This window comes from Nonomuraea sp. B208 (genome assembly GCF_057536035.1).
The window spans coordinates 369,375-388,540 of sequence record NZ_BAAJOU010000033.1; the positions used below are offsets into that span (position 1 = coordinate 369,375).

Sequence of the window (19,166 nt, forward strand, 5' to 3'; positions counted from 1 at the left end):
CAGGCGGTAGAACTTAATGCCGTGAGCCGTTTCGACGAGCCTCTGACGAAGGCGCTCGACCCGAAGACCGCCAAGCTGCTGCACAGCGTGCTCGGCCTGGAGACGGTCGGCGACCTGCTGCGCCACTATCCACGCCGCTACGCCGAGCGCGGCGAGCTGACCTCGCTCGCCGACCTGGAGGTGGACGAGCACGTCACGGTGGTGGGCGAGGTCACCCGGCTGATGCGCAAGCCGATGCGCAACCGGGGCGGCACCTGGCTGGAGGTCGAGGTCGCCGACGGCAGCGGCGACAAGATCTACCTGTCGTTCTTCGGCAAGGGCTCCCACGCGGCCGAGTCGCGGCTCAAGCCGGGGCGGCGCGGCATGTTCGCCGGCAAGGTGGGGCTGTTCGGGGCGCGCGGCCGGCCGCGCTGGCAGCTCGCGCATCCGGAGTTCGAGCTGTTCGAGGAGGAGGACGAGGGCGGCGCGGCGGAGTTCGCGGCCGCGCCGGTGCCGATCTACCCGGCGGGCAAGGACCTCACGCCGTGGGCCATCCGGCGGGCGATCGGCGTCGTGCTCGACACCCTCGGTCCGCTCGACGATCCGCTGCCCGCCGAGCTGCGGGCCCGTCACAAGCTGCAGCCGCTGGCCGAGGCACTGGCGGGCATCCACCGGCCGAAGGACTTCGCCGAGATGGGGCGGGCACGGCAGCGGCTGAAGTTCGACGAGGCGTTCGTGCTCCAGTCGGTGCTGCTCCAGCGCCGCCAGGCGGCCACCGCCTGGCCCGCGCGGCCCCGGCCGAGGCGCCCGGACGGCCTGCTGGCCTCGTTCGACGAGCGGCTGCCGTTCGCGCTGACGGAGGGGCAGGCCGCGGTCGGCGAGGAGATCGCCGACGACCTCGCCCTGGAGCACCCGATGCACCGCCTGCTCCAGGGCGAGGTGGGCGCGGGCAAGACCGTGGTGGCGCTGCGCGCGATGCTCCAGGTCGTCGACGCGGGCGGCCAGGCCGCGCTGCTGGCGCCCACCGAGGTGCTGGCCCAGCAGCACCACCGCTCGATCACGGCCATGCTGGGCGACCTCGCGCAGGGCGGCATGTTCGGCGGCACGGCGGTCACGCTGCTGACCGGCTCGATGGGCGCGCCCGCCCGCCGCGCGGCGCTGCTCGACGCCGCCTCGGGCAACGCCGGGATCGTGGTCGGCACGCACGCGCTGCTCCAGGAGCACGTGCAGTTCGCCGATCTCGGGCTGGTGGTGGTGGACGAGCAGCACCGGTTCGGGGTGGAGCAGCGTGACGCGCTGCGCGAGAAGGCCGGTGACGCCCGGCCGCACGTGCTGGTCATGACGGCCACGCCGATCCCGCGCACGGTCGCGATGACGGTCTTCGGCGACCTGGAGGTCTCCACGCTGTCGCAGCTCCCGTCCGGGCGGGCGCCGATCACCACGCACGTCGTCCCGGCCGCCGAGAAGCCCCACTACCTGGAGCGCACCTGGGAGCGGGTGCGGGAGGAGGTGGCGCTGGGCCGGCAGGCCTACATCGTGTGCCCGCGCATCGGCGACCTGGAGGGCGACGAGGGCGACCTGCAGGTGGCGGCGGCCTCGGGCGACGACGAGCGGCGCCCGCCGCTGGCCGTGCTCGACGTGGCCGAGCTGCTGACCCAGGGGCCCTTCCACGACCTGCGGGTGGGCGTCCTGCACGGCAAGCTGCCGCCGGAGGAGAAGGATGCGATCATGCGCTCGTTCTCGCGCGGCGAGCTCGACGTGCTGATCGCGACCACGGTGATCGAGGTCGGCGTCGACGTCCCCAACTCCTCCGTGATGATCATCATGGACGCCGACCGCTTCGGCGTCTCCCAGCTCCACCAGCTGCGCGGCCGGGTGGGCCGGGGTGGCCTGCCCGGCCTGTGCCTGCTGGTCTCCGACTTCCCCGCGGGCACCCCCGCCCGCGCCAGGCTCGACGCGGTGGCCGCCACGCTCGACGGTTTCGAGCTGTCCCGGGTCGACCTGGAGCAGCGCCGCGAGGGCGACGTCCTGGGGGCCGCCCAGTCGGGCAAGCGCAGCTCGCTGAAGCTGCTGCAGCTCCTGCGCGACGAGGACGTGATCGCCGCGGCCCGTGAGGAGGCCGCCGCGCTGCTCGCCGAGGACGCCGACCTCGCCGGCCACCCGGCCCTGCGGGCCGAGATCGACCGGCTGCTGCAGGACGAACGGGCCGAATACCTGGAGAAGACCTGAGCGGGCGGCGCAGGAGAGCTGGAGCAAGAGCGCTGGGAGAGAGCACGGGAGCAACAGCGCTGGAAGAGAGCGCGGGAGCAACAGCGCGGAAGCAGAAGAAGCGACAGCGCGGGAGCAGCAGCGGGGGAGAAAGAAGAAACCCAGCCGCGGGGACGGCCTCCCCCCGAATGCCGTCCCCGGCTGGGCCCACCCTCGGGTCAGGTGCCGAGGGAACCGGCGTGCGGAAGGGCTCACGATCACGCCGGTCGGCCTTCATGTGGGTCATCTTGAAGGCCGCAGACTCATCATGCGTGCCGTCCCGGCCGAAGCCAACGACCCTTGCTCAGCCGAGGCCGACACTTGTCCACTCTTGACCTGCGGGAACATGCGAAAGAATGGGGCACATGACTCGGATCATCGCGGGGAGCGCAGGTGGCAGGCGGCTGGCGGTGCCGCCGGGGCGCGGCACGAGGCCGACCAGCGACAGGGCCAGAGAAGGCATCTTCTTGACGCTCGGCTCCCTGTACGGCCTCGACGAGGTCCGTTTCCTCGACCTCTATGCGGGCTCCGGCGCGATCGGCCTGGAGGCGCTGTCGCGCGGGGCCGCCGAGGCGGTGCTGGTCGAGTCCGACCCGAAGGCGGTGCGGACGATCAAGGACAACGTCCGCACGCTGGGCCTGGAGGGCGCGCGGGTGGTCGCGGACAAGGTCACCCGGCTGCTCGCCAAGCCGCCCGAGGGCGGCCCGTTCGACGTCGTCTTCGCCGATCCCCCTTACGCGGTGCCGGACGCGGAAGTGACGACCGTGCTTGAGCTGCTGCGGGACCACGGCTGGCTGGTTGACGACGGGCTGGTGGCTTTCGAGCGGGAAAGCAGGGGAAAAGCCCTTGTGTGGCCTGACGGGTACGTTGAGGAGAGGGTCCGTCGTTATGGCGAAGCGTCCGTTTGGTACGGTCGCGCCGCCGGGAACCCGTAGACCTGGGAGGCGTCTTGCGCCGCGTAGTCTGCCCGGGGTCGTTCGACCCCATCACCAATGGCCATCTCGACATCATCGGACGTGCGGCCCGCCTGTACGACGAGGTGACCGTGGCGGTCCTCATCAACGTCGAGAAGAGCAGCCTGTTCACCGTCGACGAACGCATCGAGATCCTGCAGACGGTCACGAAGGATTTCGCGAACGTCACCGTCAGGAAGTTCCACGGCCTGCTCGTGGACTTCTGCAAGCAGAACGACATCCCCGCCATCGTCAAGGGCATCAGGGTGGTCAGCGACTTCGACTACGAACTGCAGATGGCCCAGCTCAACTACCGCCTGTCGGGGGTGGAGACGCTGTTCATGCCGACCAACCCCGAATACTCGTTCCTGTCCTCCAGCAGGGTCAAGGAGATCGCCCGCTATGGTGGAGACGTGTCGGGCCTGGTGCCCGACCTCGTGCACAAGCTCCTCGTCGAGCGGCTCAGGGGCTGAACGCGACCTGCTATCCTTTCATTTCGGCCTTGTACGACGGCGAGCATCTTCGCCATGCCTAGCGAGATCAGGATGACTCAGCACCTCGACCCCCGCTCCCCGTGGGTGATCTCCACTCATGACCTGGGCAAGCGGCCGGGCACGATGCGGCAGATGACCCTGACGCTCCCGGCACCGGCAGACCTCGGCGTCGACATGATCGGTGTCCCCAAGGACGCCGAAGTCGAGCTGGATCTCCGGTTCGAAGCAGTGATGGAAGGCGTGCTCGTGTCCGGCACGGCGCGCGCCCCGCTCGCCGGGGAGTGCGCCCGCTGCCTCGACCCGATGTCCTCGGACATCGAGGTCGATCTGCAGGAGCTGTTCTTCTACTCCGACGAGGACGCCTCGGAGGACGACTCGCTGCTCGACGGCGAGCTGCTCGACCTCGAGCCGACGTTCCGCGACGCGGTGGTGCTCGCACTGCCGCTGAGCCCCGTGTGCCGCGAGGACTGCGAAGGGCTCTGCGCGGAGTGCGGGGTCAAGCTGGCCGAGGCCGGCGACGACCACCGGCACGAGGTGATCGATGCCCGCTGGGCGTCGTTGCAAGGTCTGATTTCCGACAAAGATAACGATCAGGAGAAGTGACGTGGCCGTCCCGAAGCGAAAGATGTCGCGGAGCAACACCCGCGCCCGTCGCTCCCAGTGGAAGACGACTGCCGTCGCCCTGGTGAGCTGCCCGCAGTGCCGTTCGCCGAAGCAGCCGCACATCGCGTGCCCCACCTGCGGCACCTACAACCGCCGTCAGGTCATCGAGCCGTCCGCCTGATCCGCCGGCACGACCGGACCTCTGCCGGATGGACCGCCGCCGCCTTTCGTGCTTGGTTGAAAGCGTGGCGGCAGTCACACGGCAGGTTTCTCGTCAGCAGTTGACGTGATGCCGACCGAGTGCCATTGTGCCTCGGTCGGCGTTACCGTCTCAGATGCGTGCGGCGGCGGTTCGCCCGCGGCCGTGGTGGACGCCGGGGCCAACGCGATCACCCCGACGCCCACCACGTTTTCGGGCATCTTCCCGCCAGTCGGCGCGCCATCGCCATAGGAAGATGTCCGAGGAGGAAGCACGTGGGCGCAGGTCCTAAGCCCGTGGCCGTCGAAGTAGCCAGGGACGAGCTGGAGCGGGTTCTGTCGGTCGGGCTCGACCACGACATTCTTGAGCGGGCGCTGACGCACCGCTCCTACGCGTACGAGAACGGCGGCCTGCCGACCAACGAGCGCCTGGAGTTCCTCGGCGACTCGGTGCTCGGCCTGGTGGTCACCGACACCCTCTACCGCAACCACCCTGACCTGCCCGAAGGGCAGCTCGCCAAACTGCGCGCGGCCGTGGTCAACATGCGTGCGCTGGCCGACGTGGCCCGCAACCTCGGCCTCGGCCGCTTCCTGCGGCTCGGCAGGGGCGAGGAGGGCACCGGCGGGCGCGACAAGTCCTCGATCCTGGCCGACACGCTGGAGGCCCTGATCGGCGCGATCTACGTCGACAAAGGGCTCGGCGAGGCGTTCCGCGTGGTCCACCTGCTGTTCGACCCGCTGATCGTGCGCTCGGCGTCGCTGGGCGCCGGGCTCGACTGGAAGACCTCGCTGCAGGAGCTCACCGCCTCCGAGGCGCTCGGCGTGCCCGAATACCACGTCGAGGAGAGCGGGCCCGATCACGCCAAGTCGTTCACCGCCATGGTGCGGGTCGGCGGCGAGTCCTACGGATCGGGCACCGGCCGCAGCAAGAAGGAGGCCGAGCAGCAGGCCGCCGAGGCGGCGTGGACCCGCATCAGGGCCCGCCGCGACGAGCGCGAGAAGCAGCGCGAGAGCCAGCCCGCCGCGGGCTGACCCGCGCGAGGAGCGGAGTCCCCTGTGCCGGAGTTGCCGGAGGTCGAGGTCGTCAGGCGCGGCCTCGCCCAGTGGGTCGTCGGCCGTGAGATCGCCGACGCCGAGGTGCTGCACCCGCGCGCCGTCCGGCGGCACGCGCCCGGCGCCGACGAGTTCGCGGCCCGGCTGAAGGGCCGCACGGTCCTGTCGGCCGAGCGCCGCGGCAAATACCTGTGGCTGCCGCTGTCGGGCGCCCAGGAGGCGCTGCTGGCGCATCTGGGGATGAGCGGCCAGCTTCTGGTCGTCGATCCGCAGGCGCCGCCGGAGAAGCACCTGCGGGTCCGCCTCCGCTTCGAGGACGGCGGTCCCGACCTGCGCTTCGTCGACCAGCGCACGTTCGGGCACGTCATGCTCACCGCCCTGGTGGACGGGGTGCCCGAGCCGATCGCGCACATCGCGCCCGACCCGTTCGAGCCGGCCTTCGACGACGAGGAGTTCGCCAGGCGGCTGCGGGCCAGGCGCACCGAGGTCAAGCGGGCCCTGCTGGACCAGTCGCTGATCAGCGGCGTCGGCAACATCTACGCCGACGAGGCCCTCTGGATCTCCCGGCTGCACTGGGCCCGCCCGACGCAGACGCTGAGCAAGCCGAAGATCGCCGAGCTGCTGGCGGCGGTCCGCACGGTCATGGCCGCCGCGCTGCGGCAGGGCGGCACGTCGTTCGACAGCCTGTACGTCAACGTCAACGGCGAGAGCGGCTACTTCGAGCGCTCACTGGAGGTCTACGGGCGGCGCGACCTGCCCTGCTCCCGGTGCGGCGCGGCGATCCGGCGGGAGGCGTTCATGAACCGCTCGTCCTACTCCTGCCCCAGATGCCAGCGGCGGCAGCGGCCAGCAGGCTGAGTGCGGCGGCCGGCCACATCGCCGCGGTGATCGACACCCCGTCCACCACCCGGCCGCCGGCCAGGGCGCCGAGCGCGATCGACAGGTTGAACGCGCTCACGAACAGCGCCGTCCCCAGCTCGCCGCCGCCGGAGCGCATGATCCACAGTTGCAGCGTCACGCCGACGCCGCCGTAGCCGAGCCCCCACACGACGACCGCGGCCAGGGGAGGGGCGGCAAGCGCCAGGGCGGCCGTGGCCAGGGCGATGAGGACGGCCAGCACGACGAGGACGGCCCTGGGGCTCCTGGCCGCGCGGGCCCCCGCCGCGAAGTGGCCGGCCACGCCGGCGGCGCCGTACAGCAGGAGGGCGGCGCTGACCAGGCCGGGACCGGCCTGCCCGACCTGCTCCATGAACGGCCGCAGGTAGGTGTAGGCGGCGAAGTGGCCGCTGATGATCAGCACGGTCAGCACGACCACGAGGACGAGCGCCCGCGACATCCGGAACCCCGCCTTCGCGCCGGCCTCCGGCGCGGCGCCGGGCAGGGCCGGGAGGGTGGCGGCGAGCAGCGCGAGCAGGGCCAGGGCCACGACGCCCAGGGCCGCGAAGGCCGCCCGCCACCCGGCCGAGGAGGACACCAGCGCCGCCGCGGGCACCCCCAGCACCGACGCCACGGACACCCCGCCCAGAATGACCGACGTGGCCCGCCCGACCTGCCGCTCGGGCACCAGCCGCGCCCCGAGCCCGGCCGCGAACGCCCAGAACCCGCCGATGCTCACCCCGGTCGCCACCCGGGCCGCCAGCATGACCGCGTAGCCGGGCGCGAGCGCCGCCGCGAGATTGGCCACCGCCAGCAGCGCCATCAGCCCCATCAGCAGGGTCCTGCGGTCGGCCCGGCGGGCGGCCAAGGCCAGCGCCGGCGCGACCACGGCGGCCACCAGCCCCGGCGCGGACATGGTGAGGCCCGCCGTCCCCGGCGAGATCCCGAGGTCCGCGGCGATCGAGGTGAGCAGGCCGACGGGAAGCATCTCGCTGGTCACGATGGTGAAGGTGCCGAGGGCGACCGAGGCCACGGCGAGCGGGCGCGCCCGTACGGGGCCCGCGTCAAGGGTTGTCGTCATGCCCCTCAGCCTTCTTCCGGCCCCGCGTCGGGAACAACGGCGAAGTCCGAAGGCTTCGTTCAGCCAGGCTTAATGATCCACAGGAGGCGGACCAACCTGCCGTACGCGGACGAATATCGTGGACGAGGCCGTCACCACCAGGCGGATATGATCGCGACGCAGCGGGGGAAGCGGAGGACATGAACCGGGCGCCAGGCATGGTCGACGTGGCACGCGAGGCGGGCGTGTCGCACGTCACCGTGTCCCGCGTGCTCAACAACCACCCGTCCGTGCGCCCCGAGACGCGCGCCAGGGTCGAGGCCGCGATCGAGAAGCTCGGCTACCGCCGCAACAGCGTCGCCCGCGCGCTGAAGAGCCGCCGCTCCTCGACGGTCGGCGTGGTGCTGGCCGGCACCGAGCTGTACGAGCTGCCCCGCATCCTGCGCGGCGTGCAGACGGCGGCGCAGCGCGCCGGCTACTGGGTCAACCTGGCGAGCTGGCAGGGCGGCACCACCACAGACCTGGCCGAGACGCTGCAGCGGCTCACCGACCAGGCGGTCGAGGCGATCGCCGTCATCGCCGACCGGCCGATGGTGATGGACGCGCTGACCGGCGTCGTCACGGGCGTCCCGATCTCGGTGATCATGTCCGGCAACGTGCCCAACCCGGACATCGGCTTCGTCGAGCTGGACCAGGAGCTGGGCGCGCGGCTGGCCGTCCGGCACCTGCTGGAGCTGGGGCACCGCCGCATCGTGCACCTGACGGGGTCGCTGCGGACGTTCGACGCCCGGGCCCGCGTGGAGGGCTGGCGGGCCGCGCTGAAGGACGCGCCCGAGGCTCAGGGGGAGCTGCTGGAGGGCGACTTCACCGGCAACAGCGGCTACCGGCTGGCCCACTACCTGGTCACCAGGCCCGGCGGCGAGCGGCCGACCGCGATCTTCGCGGGCAACGACCAGATGGCGATGGGCGTGCTCGCGGCCTTCGCCGAGCTGGGCGTCAAGGTGCCTGGTGACGTGTCGCTGGTCGGGTTCGACGACATCGCGGGGGCGGCCTACCTGGTGCCCGCGCTGACGACCGTCCGGCAGGACTTCTTCACGCTGGGGGAGCGCTCGATCGAGCAGGTGCTGCGGATGATGCGCGGCGAGCCGGCCTCCTCGGAGCGGATCCCGCCGGAGCTGGTCGTCCGCCGCAGCACCGCCCCGCCGAGACCGACCTCCTAGTGCTGGAGCGGCCGGTAGTCGAACCAGCGCACCAGGGCGCGGCGGCCGTCGCCCCGCCCTTGCGCGTAGAGGCCGAGGTGGACGCCGACGAACCCGCCCGCCCGCTCGGTGCTGAGCAGGGCCCGTTCGACGTCGCCGAGCCGGGTCCACTGATCGCCGATCCGGACGCGGAAGGCGTACGCGCGCTCGTCGCCCTCGACGGCGAGCACCACCTCCTCCCCTGGAGGCAGCGGGACGGCCGCCAGGCGGGTGCCGGCCCCGGCCTCGCGGACGGTCAGCACGGCGTGCGGCGCACCGGCGGCGTCCGCGGTGAGGGCGAGGCCGGCGTGCTGGTCCTGGCTCTGGAAGACGGCGAGCCCGGCCTCCTCGTCCGGGCCGGACGCCGCGAATCGGACGCGCGCGGCGGCGTGGAAGCGGACGTGCTGCTGCCGCCGCCCGACGAAGGCCGGCACGCCGGTGCCGCTCAGCGGCTCGGGGGCCGCCTCGATCTCCAGGCCGTCGGCGCCCGGGCGGACGAGGTGGTCGACGGGCCCGCGCAGGCTGCTCCACTCCAGGCCGGGCCCGGCGCCCTCGAAGGACGTCAGGGCGGGCGCCGGCGGGTCGTGCGGCGCGGCGGGGAGCGCGGGCAGCCGCTCGCTCAGCCGGACGCCGCCCGTCTCGGGCGCGAACACGGGCCCGGCGGGGGTCCAGGCGACGGGCACGAGGAAGACCTCGCGGCCCAGCGTGTGGGTGCCGTCGACGGGACGCACGCCGAGCGCCACGGCCCACGTCTCGCCGCCCGGCGTGTCGACCAGGTCGACGTGGCCGACGTTGTGGACGGGCTCGTCCGGGCCGCGGTGCCGGTGGGTCAGCAGGGGACTGCGCGGGTCGGTGACGTACGGGCCGGTGACGTGGGCGGCGCGGGCGGCGGTGACGCTGTGGTTGCGCTCGGTGCCGCCCTCGGCGGCGATCAGGTGGTAGACGCCGTCGCGCTTGTACAGGTGCGGCGCCTCCACCCAGGCGCCGCGTACCGCGCCGTTCCAGAGCACGTGGGTGGGCCCGACGAGCTTGAGCCGTTCGAGGTCCAGCTCGCGCATCCACAGCTCGCCGGGGCCGCCCTCGCCCGGCGCGTCGCGGCAGGCGGTGAACCAGCAGCGGCCGTCGTCGTCGAAGAACAGCGACGGGTCGATGCCCTCGGCCTCCAGCGGCACGGGGTCGGACCACGGCCCGGCCGGGTCGGTGGCGGTGACGACGAACGTGCGGCTGCCCCGCCTGTTCACCGCCAGTGTGGAGACGACGTAGAAGGTGCCCTCGTGGTGGCGGATGGTCGGCGCCCACACCCCGTCGGAGACGTCGAGCCCGTGTAGCGGGAGCTGTCCCGGCCGGTTCAGCACGTGCGTGAGCTGCCGCCATCGCACCAGGTCACGGCTGTGGAAGAGGGGAAGCCCCGGATAGTACGCGAAGGAGGAGGTCACCAGGTAGAAGTCCGCGCCGACCCGGCAGACGGATGGGTCGGGATGGCAGCCGGGCAGGACGGGGTTGCGGAAGGTGGGCACGGGGACGGGCTCCGAAACGTTTTGCGGCTCTGTTACGAGCGGGGGGCTTGACAGCATGACAACGTTAACATCAGGTTAGATCCCAACGCACGACCCGGTATCCGCCGCGGGACGCATCACCTTGCCGAGGAGCTCGTCATGACCTCACCCACCCTCCCCCAGCCCCAACGAGGGGGACGCCGCCGCGTCCTGCTGGGCGCCGCGCTCGCGCTCGCCCTGACGGGCTCGCTGGCCGCCTGCTCGTCCGCCGACGCGCCCTCCCCCTCGCAGAGCGCGAGCGAGAGCGGGCCCGTCACGCTGGAGTTCTGGACCTGGAGCCTCAAGGGCAGCGACCCGGCGGCCAAGGCGATCGTCGACAAGTACCACCAGGAGCACCCGAACGTCACCGTCAAGCTGTCGGAGGTCGGCGGCACCACCGAGACCGCCTCCAAGCTGCTGGCCGCCGACCAGGCCGGCGGCACCCCCGACGTGGTGCAGATCGAGTACCGCGGCCTGCCCGCCCTGGTGGTGGCCGGCGCGGTCAAGGACATCACCGCCGACCTGGCCGGCGTGAAGGCGAACGTCGACCCCAACATCTGGGCCCAGACCACCTTCAACAACCAGGTGTACGGCGTCCCGCAGGACATCGGCCCGATGGTGCTCACCTACCGCAAGGACCTGTTCGACAAGTTCGGCATCAAGGTGCCGACCACCTGGGACGAGTACGCGAAGGCCGCCGAGCAGATCCGCAAGAAGGACAAGGACGCCTACATCGCCAGCTTCGCCGCCAACCAGCTCGAGTTCTTCGCCGCGCAGGCCGCACAGGCCGGCGCGCAGTGGTGGAGCACCGACGGCAACGCGTGGAAGGTCGGCATCGACAGCGAGCCCTCGCTCAAGACCGCCGACTTCTGGCAGGACCTCGTGGAGCGCGACCTGGTCAAGGTCGAGCCGCTGCTCACCCCGGAGTGGAACGCGAAGGTCAACGACGGCAAGATCCTGAGCTGGGCCGCCGCGGCCTGGGCGCCCAGCGTGATCTACTCGGTGGCGCCGGACACGGCCGGCAAGTGGGAGTCGGCGCCGCTGCCGCAGTGGACGGCGGGCCAGGCGGCCGTGCCGTTCCTGGGCGGGTCGGCGTACCTCGTGCCGGAGAAGTCGAAGCACGCGAAGGAGGCGGCGGCCTTCGCCGCGTGGCTGGGCGCGTCGGAGGAGGGCTCGAAGCTGCTGCTCGGCCTCGACCTCTTCCCCGGCGCGAACGCCGGCCGCCAGGCGACGCTGAGCCACGAGCCGCCGAAGTTGATGCCGCAGCAGAAGGACTTCTACCAGGTCACCGACCAGGTGATCAGGAACACCACGATCCCGGTCACCTGGGGGCCCAACGTGAACGTCGCGCAGACCGCCTTCGGTGACGCGCTCAACAAGGCCGCCCTCGACAAGACCTCCTTCCGCGCCGTGTACCAGGCCACGCAGCAGGCCGTCGTCGCCGACCTGCAGAAGACCGGCTACACCGTCACCAAGTAGCCGCCGGGGGCCCCGCGCGGGCCCCCGGCTCCGACCCACCCTGGACGTCCTCATGCCCGCTGCATCCGCAGGACGGCGGCCGCGCCTGCGCGCCGCCGCCACCCCGTGGCTGTTCGCCACGCCCGCGATCGTGTTCTTCGCCCTGTTCCTGATCATCCCGATCGGCTACGCCGTCTACCTGAGCTTCCGCGGCTTCCGCATCGAGGGCGGCGGCGCGTTCGGGCGGCGGACGCAGACCTTCGTCGGCCTCGACAACTACACGGCCGCGCTGACCGACCCGGAGTACGTCGCCGGGCTCGGCCGGGTGCTGCTCTACGGCGTCATCGCCATCCCCAGCGTGCTCGGCCTGGCGCTGCTGTTCGCGCTGCTGCTCGACACCCCGCGGGTGCGGGCGCGCGGCTTCTCCCGCACCGCGATCTTCCTGCCGTACGCGGTGCCCGGCGTGATCGCCAGCCTGCTGTGGGGCTTTCTGTACCTGCCGAGCACCAGCCCGATCAGCTACGTGGCCCGCGAGCTGAACGCGGGGCCGCTGGACTTCTTCTCCTTCCCCGCGCTGTACTTCTCGCTGGCCAACATCGCGCTGTGGTCGGGCGTCGGCTTCAACATGATCATCATCTTCACGTCGCTGCGCGCGATCCCGACCAGCGTGTACGAGGCCGCCCGCATCGACGGCGCGAGCGAGCTGCAGATCGCCTGGCGCATCAAGATCCCGCTGGTCGCGCCCGCGCTGGTGCTGACCGGGCTGTTCTCCGTGATCGGCACCCTGCAGCTCTACAGCGAGCCGGCCACGCTGCGGCCGATGACCACCACCATCAGCTTCACCTGGGTGCCGCTGATGAAGATCTACCAAGAGGCATTCGTGAACGACAACCTGGGCGGGGCGGCCGCCGCCTCCGTCGTGCTGGCGGTCGGCATCCTCGCCCTGTCGCTGCTCCTGCTGCGTTTCTTCCAGCGCCGCACGTTCGGGGACAACGCATGACCGCCGTCACGCGCACCGGCGACCGCCAGTTCCGCCAGGTGCGCCGCCGGCCGCGCGCCGGGCGGCGGCCGCGGCTGCCGCTGGTCGTGCTGCTGCTCGGCGCGCTGTACTGCCTGACGCCGGTGGCGTGGGTGGTGCTGGCCGCGTCGAAGACGCCGCGCGAGCTGTTCACCACCTTCTCCTTCGCGCCGGGCAGCGGCCTGCTGGACAACCTGGCGAGCCTCAGCGCGTACGGCGACGGCCAGTTCTGGCGGTGGGGGCTCAACTCGCTGCTGTACGCCGGGCTCGGCGCGGTGCTGTCCACGCTGGTGTCGGCCATGGCCGGGTACGCGCTGGCCAAGTTCCGCTTCCGCGGGCGCGAGGTGCTGTTCTCGGTGATCCTGGCCGGCGTGCTGGTGCCCGGCATCGTGCTGGCCGTCCCGCAGTACCTGCTGCTGGCGAGCGTCGGCCTGGCCGGGACGCACTGGTCGGTGCTGCTGCCGGTGATCATCAACCCGTTCGGCATCTTCCTGTGCCGGGTCTTCGCCACCGCCGCGATCCCGGAGAGCACGCTGGAGGCGGCCCGCCTGGACGGCGCGGGCGAGCTGCGCATCTTCGTCACGATCGTGCTGCCGATGATGGTGCAGGGGCTGGTCACGGTGTTCCTGCTGCAGTTCGTCGGCATCTGGAACAACTTCCTGCTGCCCTTCATCATGCTCTCCGACCAGGAGAAGTATCCGATCACCCTGGGCCTGTACACGTTCCTGTCGAAGGGCGCGGGCGACAGCGACCTCTACCCGCTGGTCATCATGGGCTCGGCCGTGTCGGTGATCCCGCTCATCGCGCTCGTCCTGGTGCTGCAGCGTTTCTGGCGTGCCGACCTGCTGGCCGGCGGACTGAAGGGATGACTCCGCAGTGAAGTTCACCGACGGGCTCTGGCAGCTCCGGCCCGGCGTGACCGCGCTGTACGCGGCCGAGGCGTACGACCTCGACGCCGCCGAGGGCGAGCTGACCGTCACCGCGCCCACCACCGTGATCGGCCGCCGCGGCGACACGCTCAACCGGCCGGTCCTCACGCTGCGGCTGTCGTCGCCCCTGGAGAACGTGATCCGCGTCCGCGTGGAGCACCACGCGCGCGTCGGTCGCGGCTTCGACCTGCCCGGCGCCGAGGACGGGCACGGCGTGGTCAAGACCGCGGCCGGCGGCGGCGCGACGCTGACCAGCGGCGCGCTCGCCGCGACCATGGCGCCGGGAGCGCCGTGGGAGCTGAGCTTCCACGCCGGCGGCCGGACGCTGACCTCCAGCGGCCACAAGTCGGTCGGCTACTTCCGGCTCGCCGCCGACGCGCAGACCGACCCCGGACCGGTCGGCAAGCCCAGGACGGGCCCGGCCGCGTACCTCGCGCAGCAGCTCTCGCTCGGCGTGGGCGAGGTGGTCTACGGGCTGGGCGAGCGCTTCGGCCCGCTGGCCAAGAACGGCCAGACGGTCGAGATCTGGAACGCCGACGGCGGCACGTCCTCCGAGCAGGCGTACAAGAACGTGCCGTTCTACCTGACCAACCGGGGCTACGGGGTGCTCGTCAACCATCCCGGGCACGTCTCGTTCGAGGTGGGGTCGGAGGCCGTGCAGCGGGTGCAGTTCTCGGTCGAGGACGAGAGCCTGGAGTACCTGGTGATCTACGGGCCCGAGCCGAAGCAGATCCTGGAACGGTACACGGCGCTGACCGGCCGCCCCGCGCGGCTGCCCGCCTGGTCCTACGGCCTGTGGCTGTCCACCTCGTTCACCACCGACTACGACGAGCGGACCGTGACGTCGTTCATCGACGGCATGGCCGAACGCGACCTGCCGCTGTCGGTGTTCCACTTCGACTGCTTCTGGATGCGCGAGTTCAACTGGTGCGACTTCGAGTGGGACCCGCGCGTCTTCCCCGACCCCGAGGGCATGCTGGCCCGGCTGCGCGCGAAGGGCCTGCGCGTCTGCGTGTGGATCAACCCCTACATCGCGCAGCGCTCGCCGCTGTTCGCCGAGGCGGCCGCGCGCGGCTTCCTGCTCAGGCGGCCGGACGGCACGGTCTGGCAGTGGGACCTCTGGCAGGCCGGCATGGGGCTGGTCGACTTCACCAACCCCGATGCCACCGCGTGGTTCCAGTCGAAGCTGCGCGCGCTGCTGGACCAGGGCGTGGACGCGTTCAAGACCGACTTCGGCGAGCGCGTGCCGCTCGACGTCGCCTACTTCGACGGCGGCGACCCCGAGCGCCTGCACAACCTCTACACGCACCTGTACAACCAGGCCGTGTTCGAGGTGCTGGAGGAGCGGCGCGGGCGGGGCGAGGCCGTGGTGTTCGCCCGGTCGGCGACCGCCGGCGGGCAGCGGATGCCGGTGCACTGGGGCGGCGACACGGGCTCGACGTACGAGTCGATGGCGGAGACCCTGCGCGGCGGCCTGTCGCTCGCGTTCTCCGGGTTCTCCTTCTGGAGCCACGACATCGGCGGCTTCGAGGGCACCCCGGACCCGGGCGTGTTCAAGCGGTGGGTGGCCTTCGGGCTGTTGTCGTCGCACTCGCGGCTGCACGGCTCGTCGTCGTACCGGGTGCCGTGGGCGTTCGACGAGGAGGCCGTGACGGTCACGCGGTTGTTCACCAAGCTCAAGCTGCGCCTGATGCCGTACCTGTACCAGGCGGGCCTGCGGGCGCACGAGAGCGGGACGCCGGTGATGCGGCCGATGGCGATGGAGTTCCCCGGCGACCGCAACGCCGCCCACCTCGACACCCAGTACATGCTGGGCCCCGACCTGCTGGTCGCGCCGGTCTTCACGGCGGACGGCACGGTGGAGTTCTACCTGCCAGAAGGCACGTGGACGAACTACCTGACGGGCGAGCGGGCCGAGGGCGGGCGCTGGCGCACCGAGCGGCACGGCTTCACCTCGATGCCGATCTACGTGCGCGAGGGCGCCGTGCTGCCGGTCGGCGCGCGCGACGACCGGCCGGACTACGACTACCTGGACGGGCTCACGCTGCGCGTCTACCCGGGACCGGACGGCGAGAAGACGATCACCGTCACCGACCAGGCGACCGGCCTGCCGGCCCGCTTCACGGTCACCCGCTCCGGCGACGAGGTCTCCGTGTCCTCGGACCTCGCCTTCGGATGGTCGTACGAGATGGCCTGATCAGCGAGCCGGCCGGCGGATCGGGAACAACGGCGAAGTCCGGAGGCTTGGTTCAGTCAGGCTCGGTGATCCACGGGAGGCGGACATGGATTTCAGGGAGCTGGAGTGCTTCCTGGCGCTCAGCGAGGAGTTGCACTTCGCCCGTACGGCCGAACGCCTCTACCTGTCACCCGCCCGGGTCAGCCAGCTCCTGCGCGCGCTGGAGACCAGGATCGGCGGCCGGCTGGTCGAGCGGACGAGCCGGCGGGTGCGCCTGACGCCGCTCGGCGAGCGCTTCCTGGCCGACCTGAGGCCCGCCTACGAGGGCGTGACGGGCGCCGTGGGCCGCGCCAGGGCCGCCGCGCGGGCGGTGACGGAAGTGCTGCGGGTCGGCTTCCTCGCGACGCCCACGGAGGTCGTGACGGGCAGCGTACGGGCTTTCGAGCGCCGCAATCCCGGCAGCGCGGCCGAGCTGGTGGAGATCCCGCTCGCCGACCCCTTCACCCGGCTGCGCTCCGGCGAGGTGGACGTCGTCTTCACCCTGCTGCCGGTGGACGAGCCCGACCTCGCCACGGGGCCGGCGCTCAACAGGGTCCCCTATCGGCTCGGGCTCCCCGCTGGCCACCCGCTGGCGGCGCGGGCGGCCGTCACGGCGGAGGAGCTGGCCGGGGTGCCGCTGCTCGGCCTGGCGGGGCCGGCGCCGCGCTGGTGGAGCGAGCGGACGGCACCCTCCGTGACGCCTTCCGGTCGTCCGATACCCCGGGCCGGCGCGGTAGCCACCCTTCAGGAGGGCTTGACACAGGTGGCCCTGGGGCGGGGAGGAATGCTTTTGTGCGCCCCCACCGCGGAGGTCGCCGAGCGGGCCGACGTAAGCTTCGTCCCGGTCAGCGGGCTGATGCCGTCGATCTTGGGACTGGCCTGGGTGAGGACGGCGGAGAGCGCCGCGGTCAGGGCGTTCGTGACGGCGGCTGACGATTGGGCGTCCCTCGGGGAAGGGCGCTCGGACCGCCTGAGAACGGCCTGAGGGGGAGGGGAAAGATGACGGAAAATCAGGAAAACGCCAGGTTGACGGCTTGGGTCCGGGGGAGGGTGCAGGGTGTCGGCTTCCGTTGGTGGACCCGTGCCAGAGCACTGGAGCTGGGCCTCATCGGATGGGCGCGCAACACCGACGACGGCCGGGTCGAGGTCGTTGCGGAGGGCCCTCGCGCGAGCTGCGTCAAGCTGCTGGAGCTGCTCAGAGGTTGCGACACGCCGGGCAGGGTCGATGGAGTAGTGGAACGTTGGAGCGAACCCCGAGGTAGTTTGGGCGGTTTTGTAGAGAGGTAGCCGCTTTTGTCTAACCGCCCAAATAGGGTATAGTTGTATGTCGGGAGTGCCCATCAGTAGGGCGCAGCGGTTTGTTCGACTTGACCGCCCACACTGCCGGTGCGACTCTTGTTAGGTACCACGCGCACCCCTCCCGCGGAATAAGAAGTGCGCGAACCAGTCTGGTCACTCAGCGTGGAGGACCCTTTACCATGGCGAAGGCTCTACTCGGCCACGTCGGCGGTCCTGACCCTCGTATGGTCTCGGAGATGCGCCGCCTGCAGCAGCGCATCCGTGACCTGGAGGCAGAACTCATCCGACTTCAGGCCACGAACGACGCTCTTGCGGCGCAAACCCGCGACGAGGCGCTCAGCCGCATGCAAGAGCGCGAGCCGGCACTCACCTGAGAGTGATCGGAGCGCAAGACCCAGGGACGTCTCGACGAGGCGTCCCTTGCTATTTGCCCTTGTCCCACCCGGTGCAGCCTGCGCCGGGTGGCCAGGACCAGTAGGCTTTTCCGAAGGTCCGGGTCAGGGAGAAGGGGGTCGTGCTTTTGTACCTGAAGACCCTCACCCTGCGCGGATTCAAGTCCTTCGCCTCCGCCACCGCCCTGCGCTTCGAGCCGGGCATCACCTGCGTGGTCGGCCCCAACGGCTCGGGCAAGTCCAACGTGGTGGACGCCCTCGCCTGGGTCATGGGCGAGCACAGCGCCAAGTCGCTGCGCGGCGGCAAGATGGAGGACGTCATCTTCGCCGGCACCTCCTCCCGGCCGCCGCTCGGCCGCGCCGAGGTCACGCTGACCATCGACAACACCGACGGCGCGCTGCCGATCGACTACACCGAGGTCACCATCAGCCGGCTGATGTTCCGGTCCGGGCAGAGCGAATACGCGATCAACGGCGACACCTGCCGCCTGCTCGACATCCAGGAGCTGCTGTCCGACTCGGGCATCGGCCGCGAGATGCACGTCATCGTCGGCCAGGGCCAGCTCGACGCCGTGCTGCACGCGGGTCCCGAGGACCGCAGGGCCTTCATCGAAGAGGCCGCCGGCGTGCTCAAGCACCGCAAGCGCAAGGAGAAGGCGCTGCGCAAGCTGGACGCCATGCAGGCCAACCTGACCCGCGTCCAGGACCTCGCGACCGAGCTGCGCCGCCAGCTCAAGCCGCTCGGCAGGCAGGCCGAGATCGCCCGCAAGGCCGCCGTCATCCAGGCCGACCTGCGCGACGCCCGGCTGCGGCTGCTCGCCGACGACGTCGGCACGCTGCGCGCCACCCTGGAGCGCGAGGCCGCCGACGAGGCCGCGATCATGGCCAGGCGGGCCCAGGTCGAGGCCGAGCTGTCCGAGGCCCAGCAGCGCGAGGCCGCGCTGGAGGCCGCCGAGGCCGAGGCCCAGCCCCGGCTGGCCGCCGCCCAGGAGACCTACTTCCGGCTGTCCTCGCTCCGCGAGCGCACCACCGGCCTGGAGCAGCTCGCCGCCGAACGGCACCGCCACGCGCTCGACGCCGCCTCCATCGAGCGGCGCGGCCGCGACCCGGAAGACCTCGAACGCGAGGCGGCCGAGGCGCGCGAGCGCGAGCTCGTGCTGCGGGCCGAGCTGGAGCAGGCACGCGAGCTGCTGGAGGAGGCCGTCGAGGCGCGGGCCGGGCACGAGGCCGAGCTGAGCGCCGAGGAGCGGCGGCTCGCGCTGGCCGCCAGGGCCGCCGCCGACCGCCGCGAGGGCCTGGCCAAGCTGCGCGGTCAGGTCGACTCCGTACGCAGCAGGGCCCGCGCCGCCGAGGAGGAGATCGGCCGGCTCCAGCAGGCCGTGGCCGAGGCCGCCGAGCGCGCCAGGCAGGCCGGCGAGGACCTGGAGACCCAGCGGCTGGAGGAGCCCGCGGTCGATCCCGCGCTGGCCGAGGAGCTGGCCACGGCGCAGGCCCTGGTCGAGGAGGCCCGAGCGGTCGCCGACGCGGCCAGGGCGGCGGCCGAGGAGGCCAAGGCCGCGCTCGACGGGCCGCGTTCCGGGTTGCAGGCCGCCCGTGCGGCGGTCGCCACCGCGCGCTCC

18 protein-coding genes are annotated in these 19,166 nt (G+C 71.8%); 16 read left to right on the forward strand and 2 right to left on the reverse strand.

Going from position 1 to position 19,166, the window contains the following annotated elements; translation table 11 throughout:
• The first annotated feature begins 21 nt into the window (after window positions 1-21).
• From recG to mutM, 7 genes are all read left to right on the forward strand, one after another.
• A complete protein-coding gene (recG, locus tag AC27IY_RS47110; protein WP_487181904.1) occupies window positions 22-2,208 on the forward strand; it encodes an ATP-dependent DNA helicase RecG in 2,187 nt (728 codons plus the stop codon).
• 383 nt (window positions 2,209-2,591) lie between these two features.
• A complete protein-coding gene (rsmD, locus tag AC27IY_RS47115; protein ID WP_344206493.1) occupies window positions 2,592-3,161 on the forward strand; it encodes a 16S rRNA (guanine(966)-N(2))-methyltransferase RsmD in 570 nt (189 codons plus the stop codon).
• 14 nt (window positions 3,162-3,175) lie between these two features.
• The gene (gene coaD, locus AC27IY_RS47120) at window positions 3,176-3,652 is read left to right on the forward strand and encodes a pantetheine-phosphate adenylyltransferase (RefSeq protein ID WP_344206494.1); all 477 of its coding nucleotides are present in this window, start codon (window positions 3,176-3,178) and stop codon (window positions 3,650-3,652) included.
• Window positions 3,653-3,706: 54 nt separating this feature from the next.
• Complete coding sequence (locus AC27IY_RS47125) at window positions 3,707-4,276, forward strand: YceD family protein (RefSeq protein ID WP_371251570.1); 570 nt, start codon at window positions 3,707-3,709, stop codon at window positions 4,274-4,276.
• A 1-nt stretch (window position 4,277) separates the two neighbouring features.
• Entirely contained in the window at window positions 4,278-4,457 is a 180-nt protein-coding gene (rpmF, locus tag AC27IY_RS47130) for a 50S ribosomal protein L32 (RefSeq protein ID WP_033409409.1), read from the forward strand.
• 314 nt (window positions 4,458-4,771) lie between these two features.
• Window positions 4,772-5,506 (forward strand): ribonuclease III, encoded by a 735-nt coding sequence (gene rnc / locus AC27IY_RS47135; RefSeq protein WP_020543958.1) that lies wholly within the window; start codon window positions 4,772-4,774, stop codon window positions 5,504-5,506.
• Window positions 5,507-5,530: 24 nt separating this feature from the next.
• On the forward strand, window positions 5,531-6,385 hold the full coding sequence (gene mutM / locus AC27IY_RS47140) for a bifunctional DNA-formamidopyrimidine glycosylase/DNA-(apurinic or apyrimidinic site) lyase (RefSeq protein ID WP_344206495.1): 855 nt from the start codon (window positions 5,531-5,533) through the stop codon (window positions 6,383-6,385).
• Here mutM and AC27IY_RS47145 read toward each other — a convergent pair.
• On the reverse strand, window positions 6,324-7,484 hold the full coding sequence (locus AC27IY_RS47145; protein WP_487181905.1) for an MFS transporter: 1,161 nt from the start codon (window positions 7,482-7,484) through the stop codon (window positions 6,324-6,326). The genes mutM and AC27IY_RS47145 overlap by 62 nt on opposite strands.
• Window positions 7,485-7,663: 179 nt before the next feature.
• On the opposite strand from AC27IY_RS47145, the gene AC27IY_RS47150 reads away from it, so the two are divergent.
• The gene (locus AC27IY_RS47150) at window positions 7,664-8,683 is read left to right on the forward strand and encodes a LacI family DNA-binding transcriptional regulator (protein WP_344206497.1); all 1,020 of its coding nucleotides are present in this window, start codon (window positions 7,664-7,666) and stop codon (window positions 8,681-8,683) included.
• On the opposite strand, the gene AC27IY_RS47155 is transcribed toward AC27IY_RS47150, so the two are convergent.
• A complete protein-coding gene (locus AC27IY_RS47155) occupies window positions 8,680-10,218 on the reverse strand; it encodes a glycoside hydrolase family 43 protein (protein ID WP_344206498.1) in 1,539 nt (512 codons plus the stop codon). The genes AC27IY_RS47150 and AC27IY_RS47155 overlap by 4 nt on opposite strands.
• Before the next feature lie 138 nt (window positions 10,219-10,356).
• Here AC27IY_RS47155 and AC27IY_RS47160 point away from each other — a divergent pair, with 138 nt between their 5' ends.
• From AC27IY_RS47160 to AC27IY_RS47195, 8 genes are all read left to right on the forward strand, one after another.
• Complete coding sequence (locus AC27IY_RS47160; protein WP_487181906.1) at window positions 10,357-11,715, forward strand: ABC transporter substrate-binding protein; 1,359 nt, start codon at window positions 10,357-10,359, stop codon at window positions 11,713-11,715.
• 52 nt (window positions 11,716-11,767) lie between these two features.
• Window positions 11,768-12,694, forward strand: a complete 927-nt coding sequence (locus tag AC27IY_RS47165; protein WP_344206500.1) for a carbohydrate ABC transporter permease — start codon at window positions 11,768-11,770, stop codon at window positions 12,692-12,694.
• Window positions 12,691-13,581: a carbohydrate ABC transporter permease gene (locus tag AC27IY_RS47170; RefSeq protein WP_487181907.1), complete on the forward strand. Its 891-nt coding sequence runs from the start codon at window positions 12,691-12,693 to the stop codon at window positions 13,579-13,581. Before AC27IY_RS47165 ends, AC27IY_RS47170 begins: the two co-directional genes overlap by 4 nt.
• Window positions 13,582-13,588: 7 nt before the next feature.
• Window positions 13,589-15,838 carry an alpha-xylosidase gene (gene yicI / locus AC27IY_RS47175; protein WP_487181908.1) on the forward strand — a complete coding sequence of 750 codons (2,250 nt, stop codon included), beginning with the start codon at window positions 13,589-13,591 and terminating at the stop codon, window positions 15,836-15,838.
• An 85-nt stretch (window positions 15,839-15,923) separates the two neighbouring features.
• Window positions 15,924-16,841 (forward strand): LysR family transcriptional regulator, encoded by a 918-nt coding sequence (locus AC27IY_RS47180; protein WP_371251565.1) that lies wholly within the window; start codon window positions 15,924-15,926, stop codon window positions 16,839-16,841.
• Between the two features lie 14 nt (window positions 16,842-16,855).
• Complete coding sequence (locus tag AC27IY_RS47185) at window positions 16,856-17,143, forward strand: acylphosphatase (protein WP_487181909.1); 288 nt, start codon at window positions 16,856-16,858, stop codon at window positions 17,141-17,143.
• Window positions 17,144-17,334: 191 nt separating this feature from the next.
• On the forward strand, window positions 17,335-17,529 hold the full coding sequence (locus tag AC27IY_RS47190; protein WP_090938435.1) for a hypothetical protein: 195 nt from the start codon (window positions 17,335-17,337) through the stop codon (window positions 17,527-17,529).
• Window positions 17,530-17,675: 146 nt separating this feature from the next.
• Window positions 17,676-19,166: chromosome segregation SMC family protein (locus AC27IY_RS47195; RefSeq protein ID WP_487181915.1), on the forward strand; the 1,491-nt coding region annotated here is incomplete at its 3' end.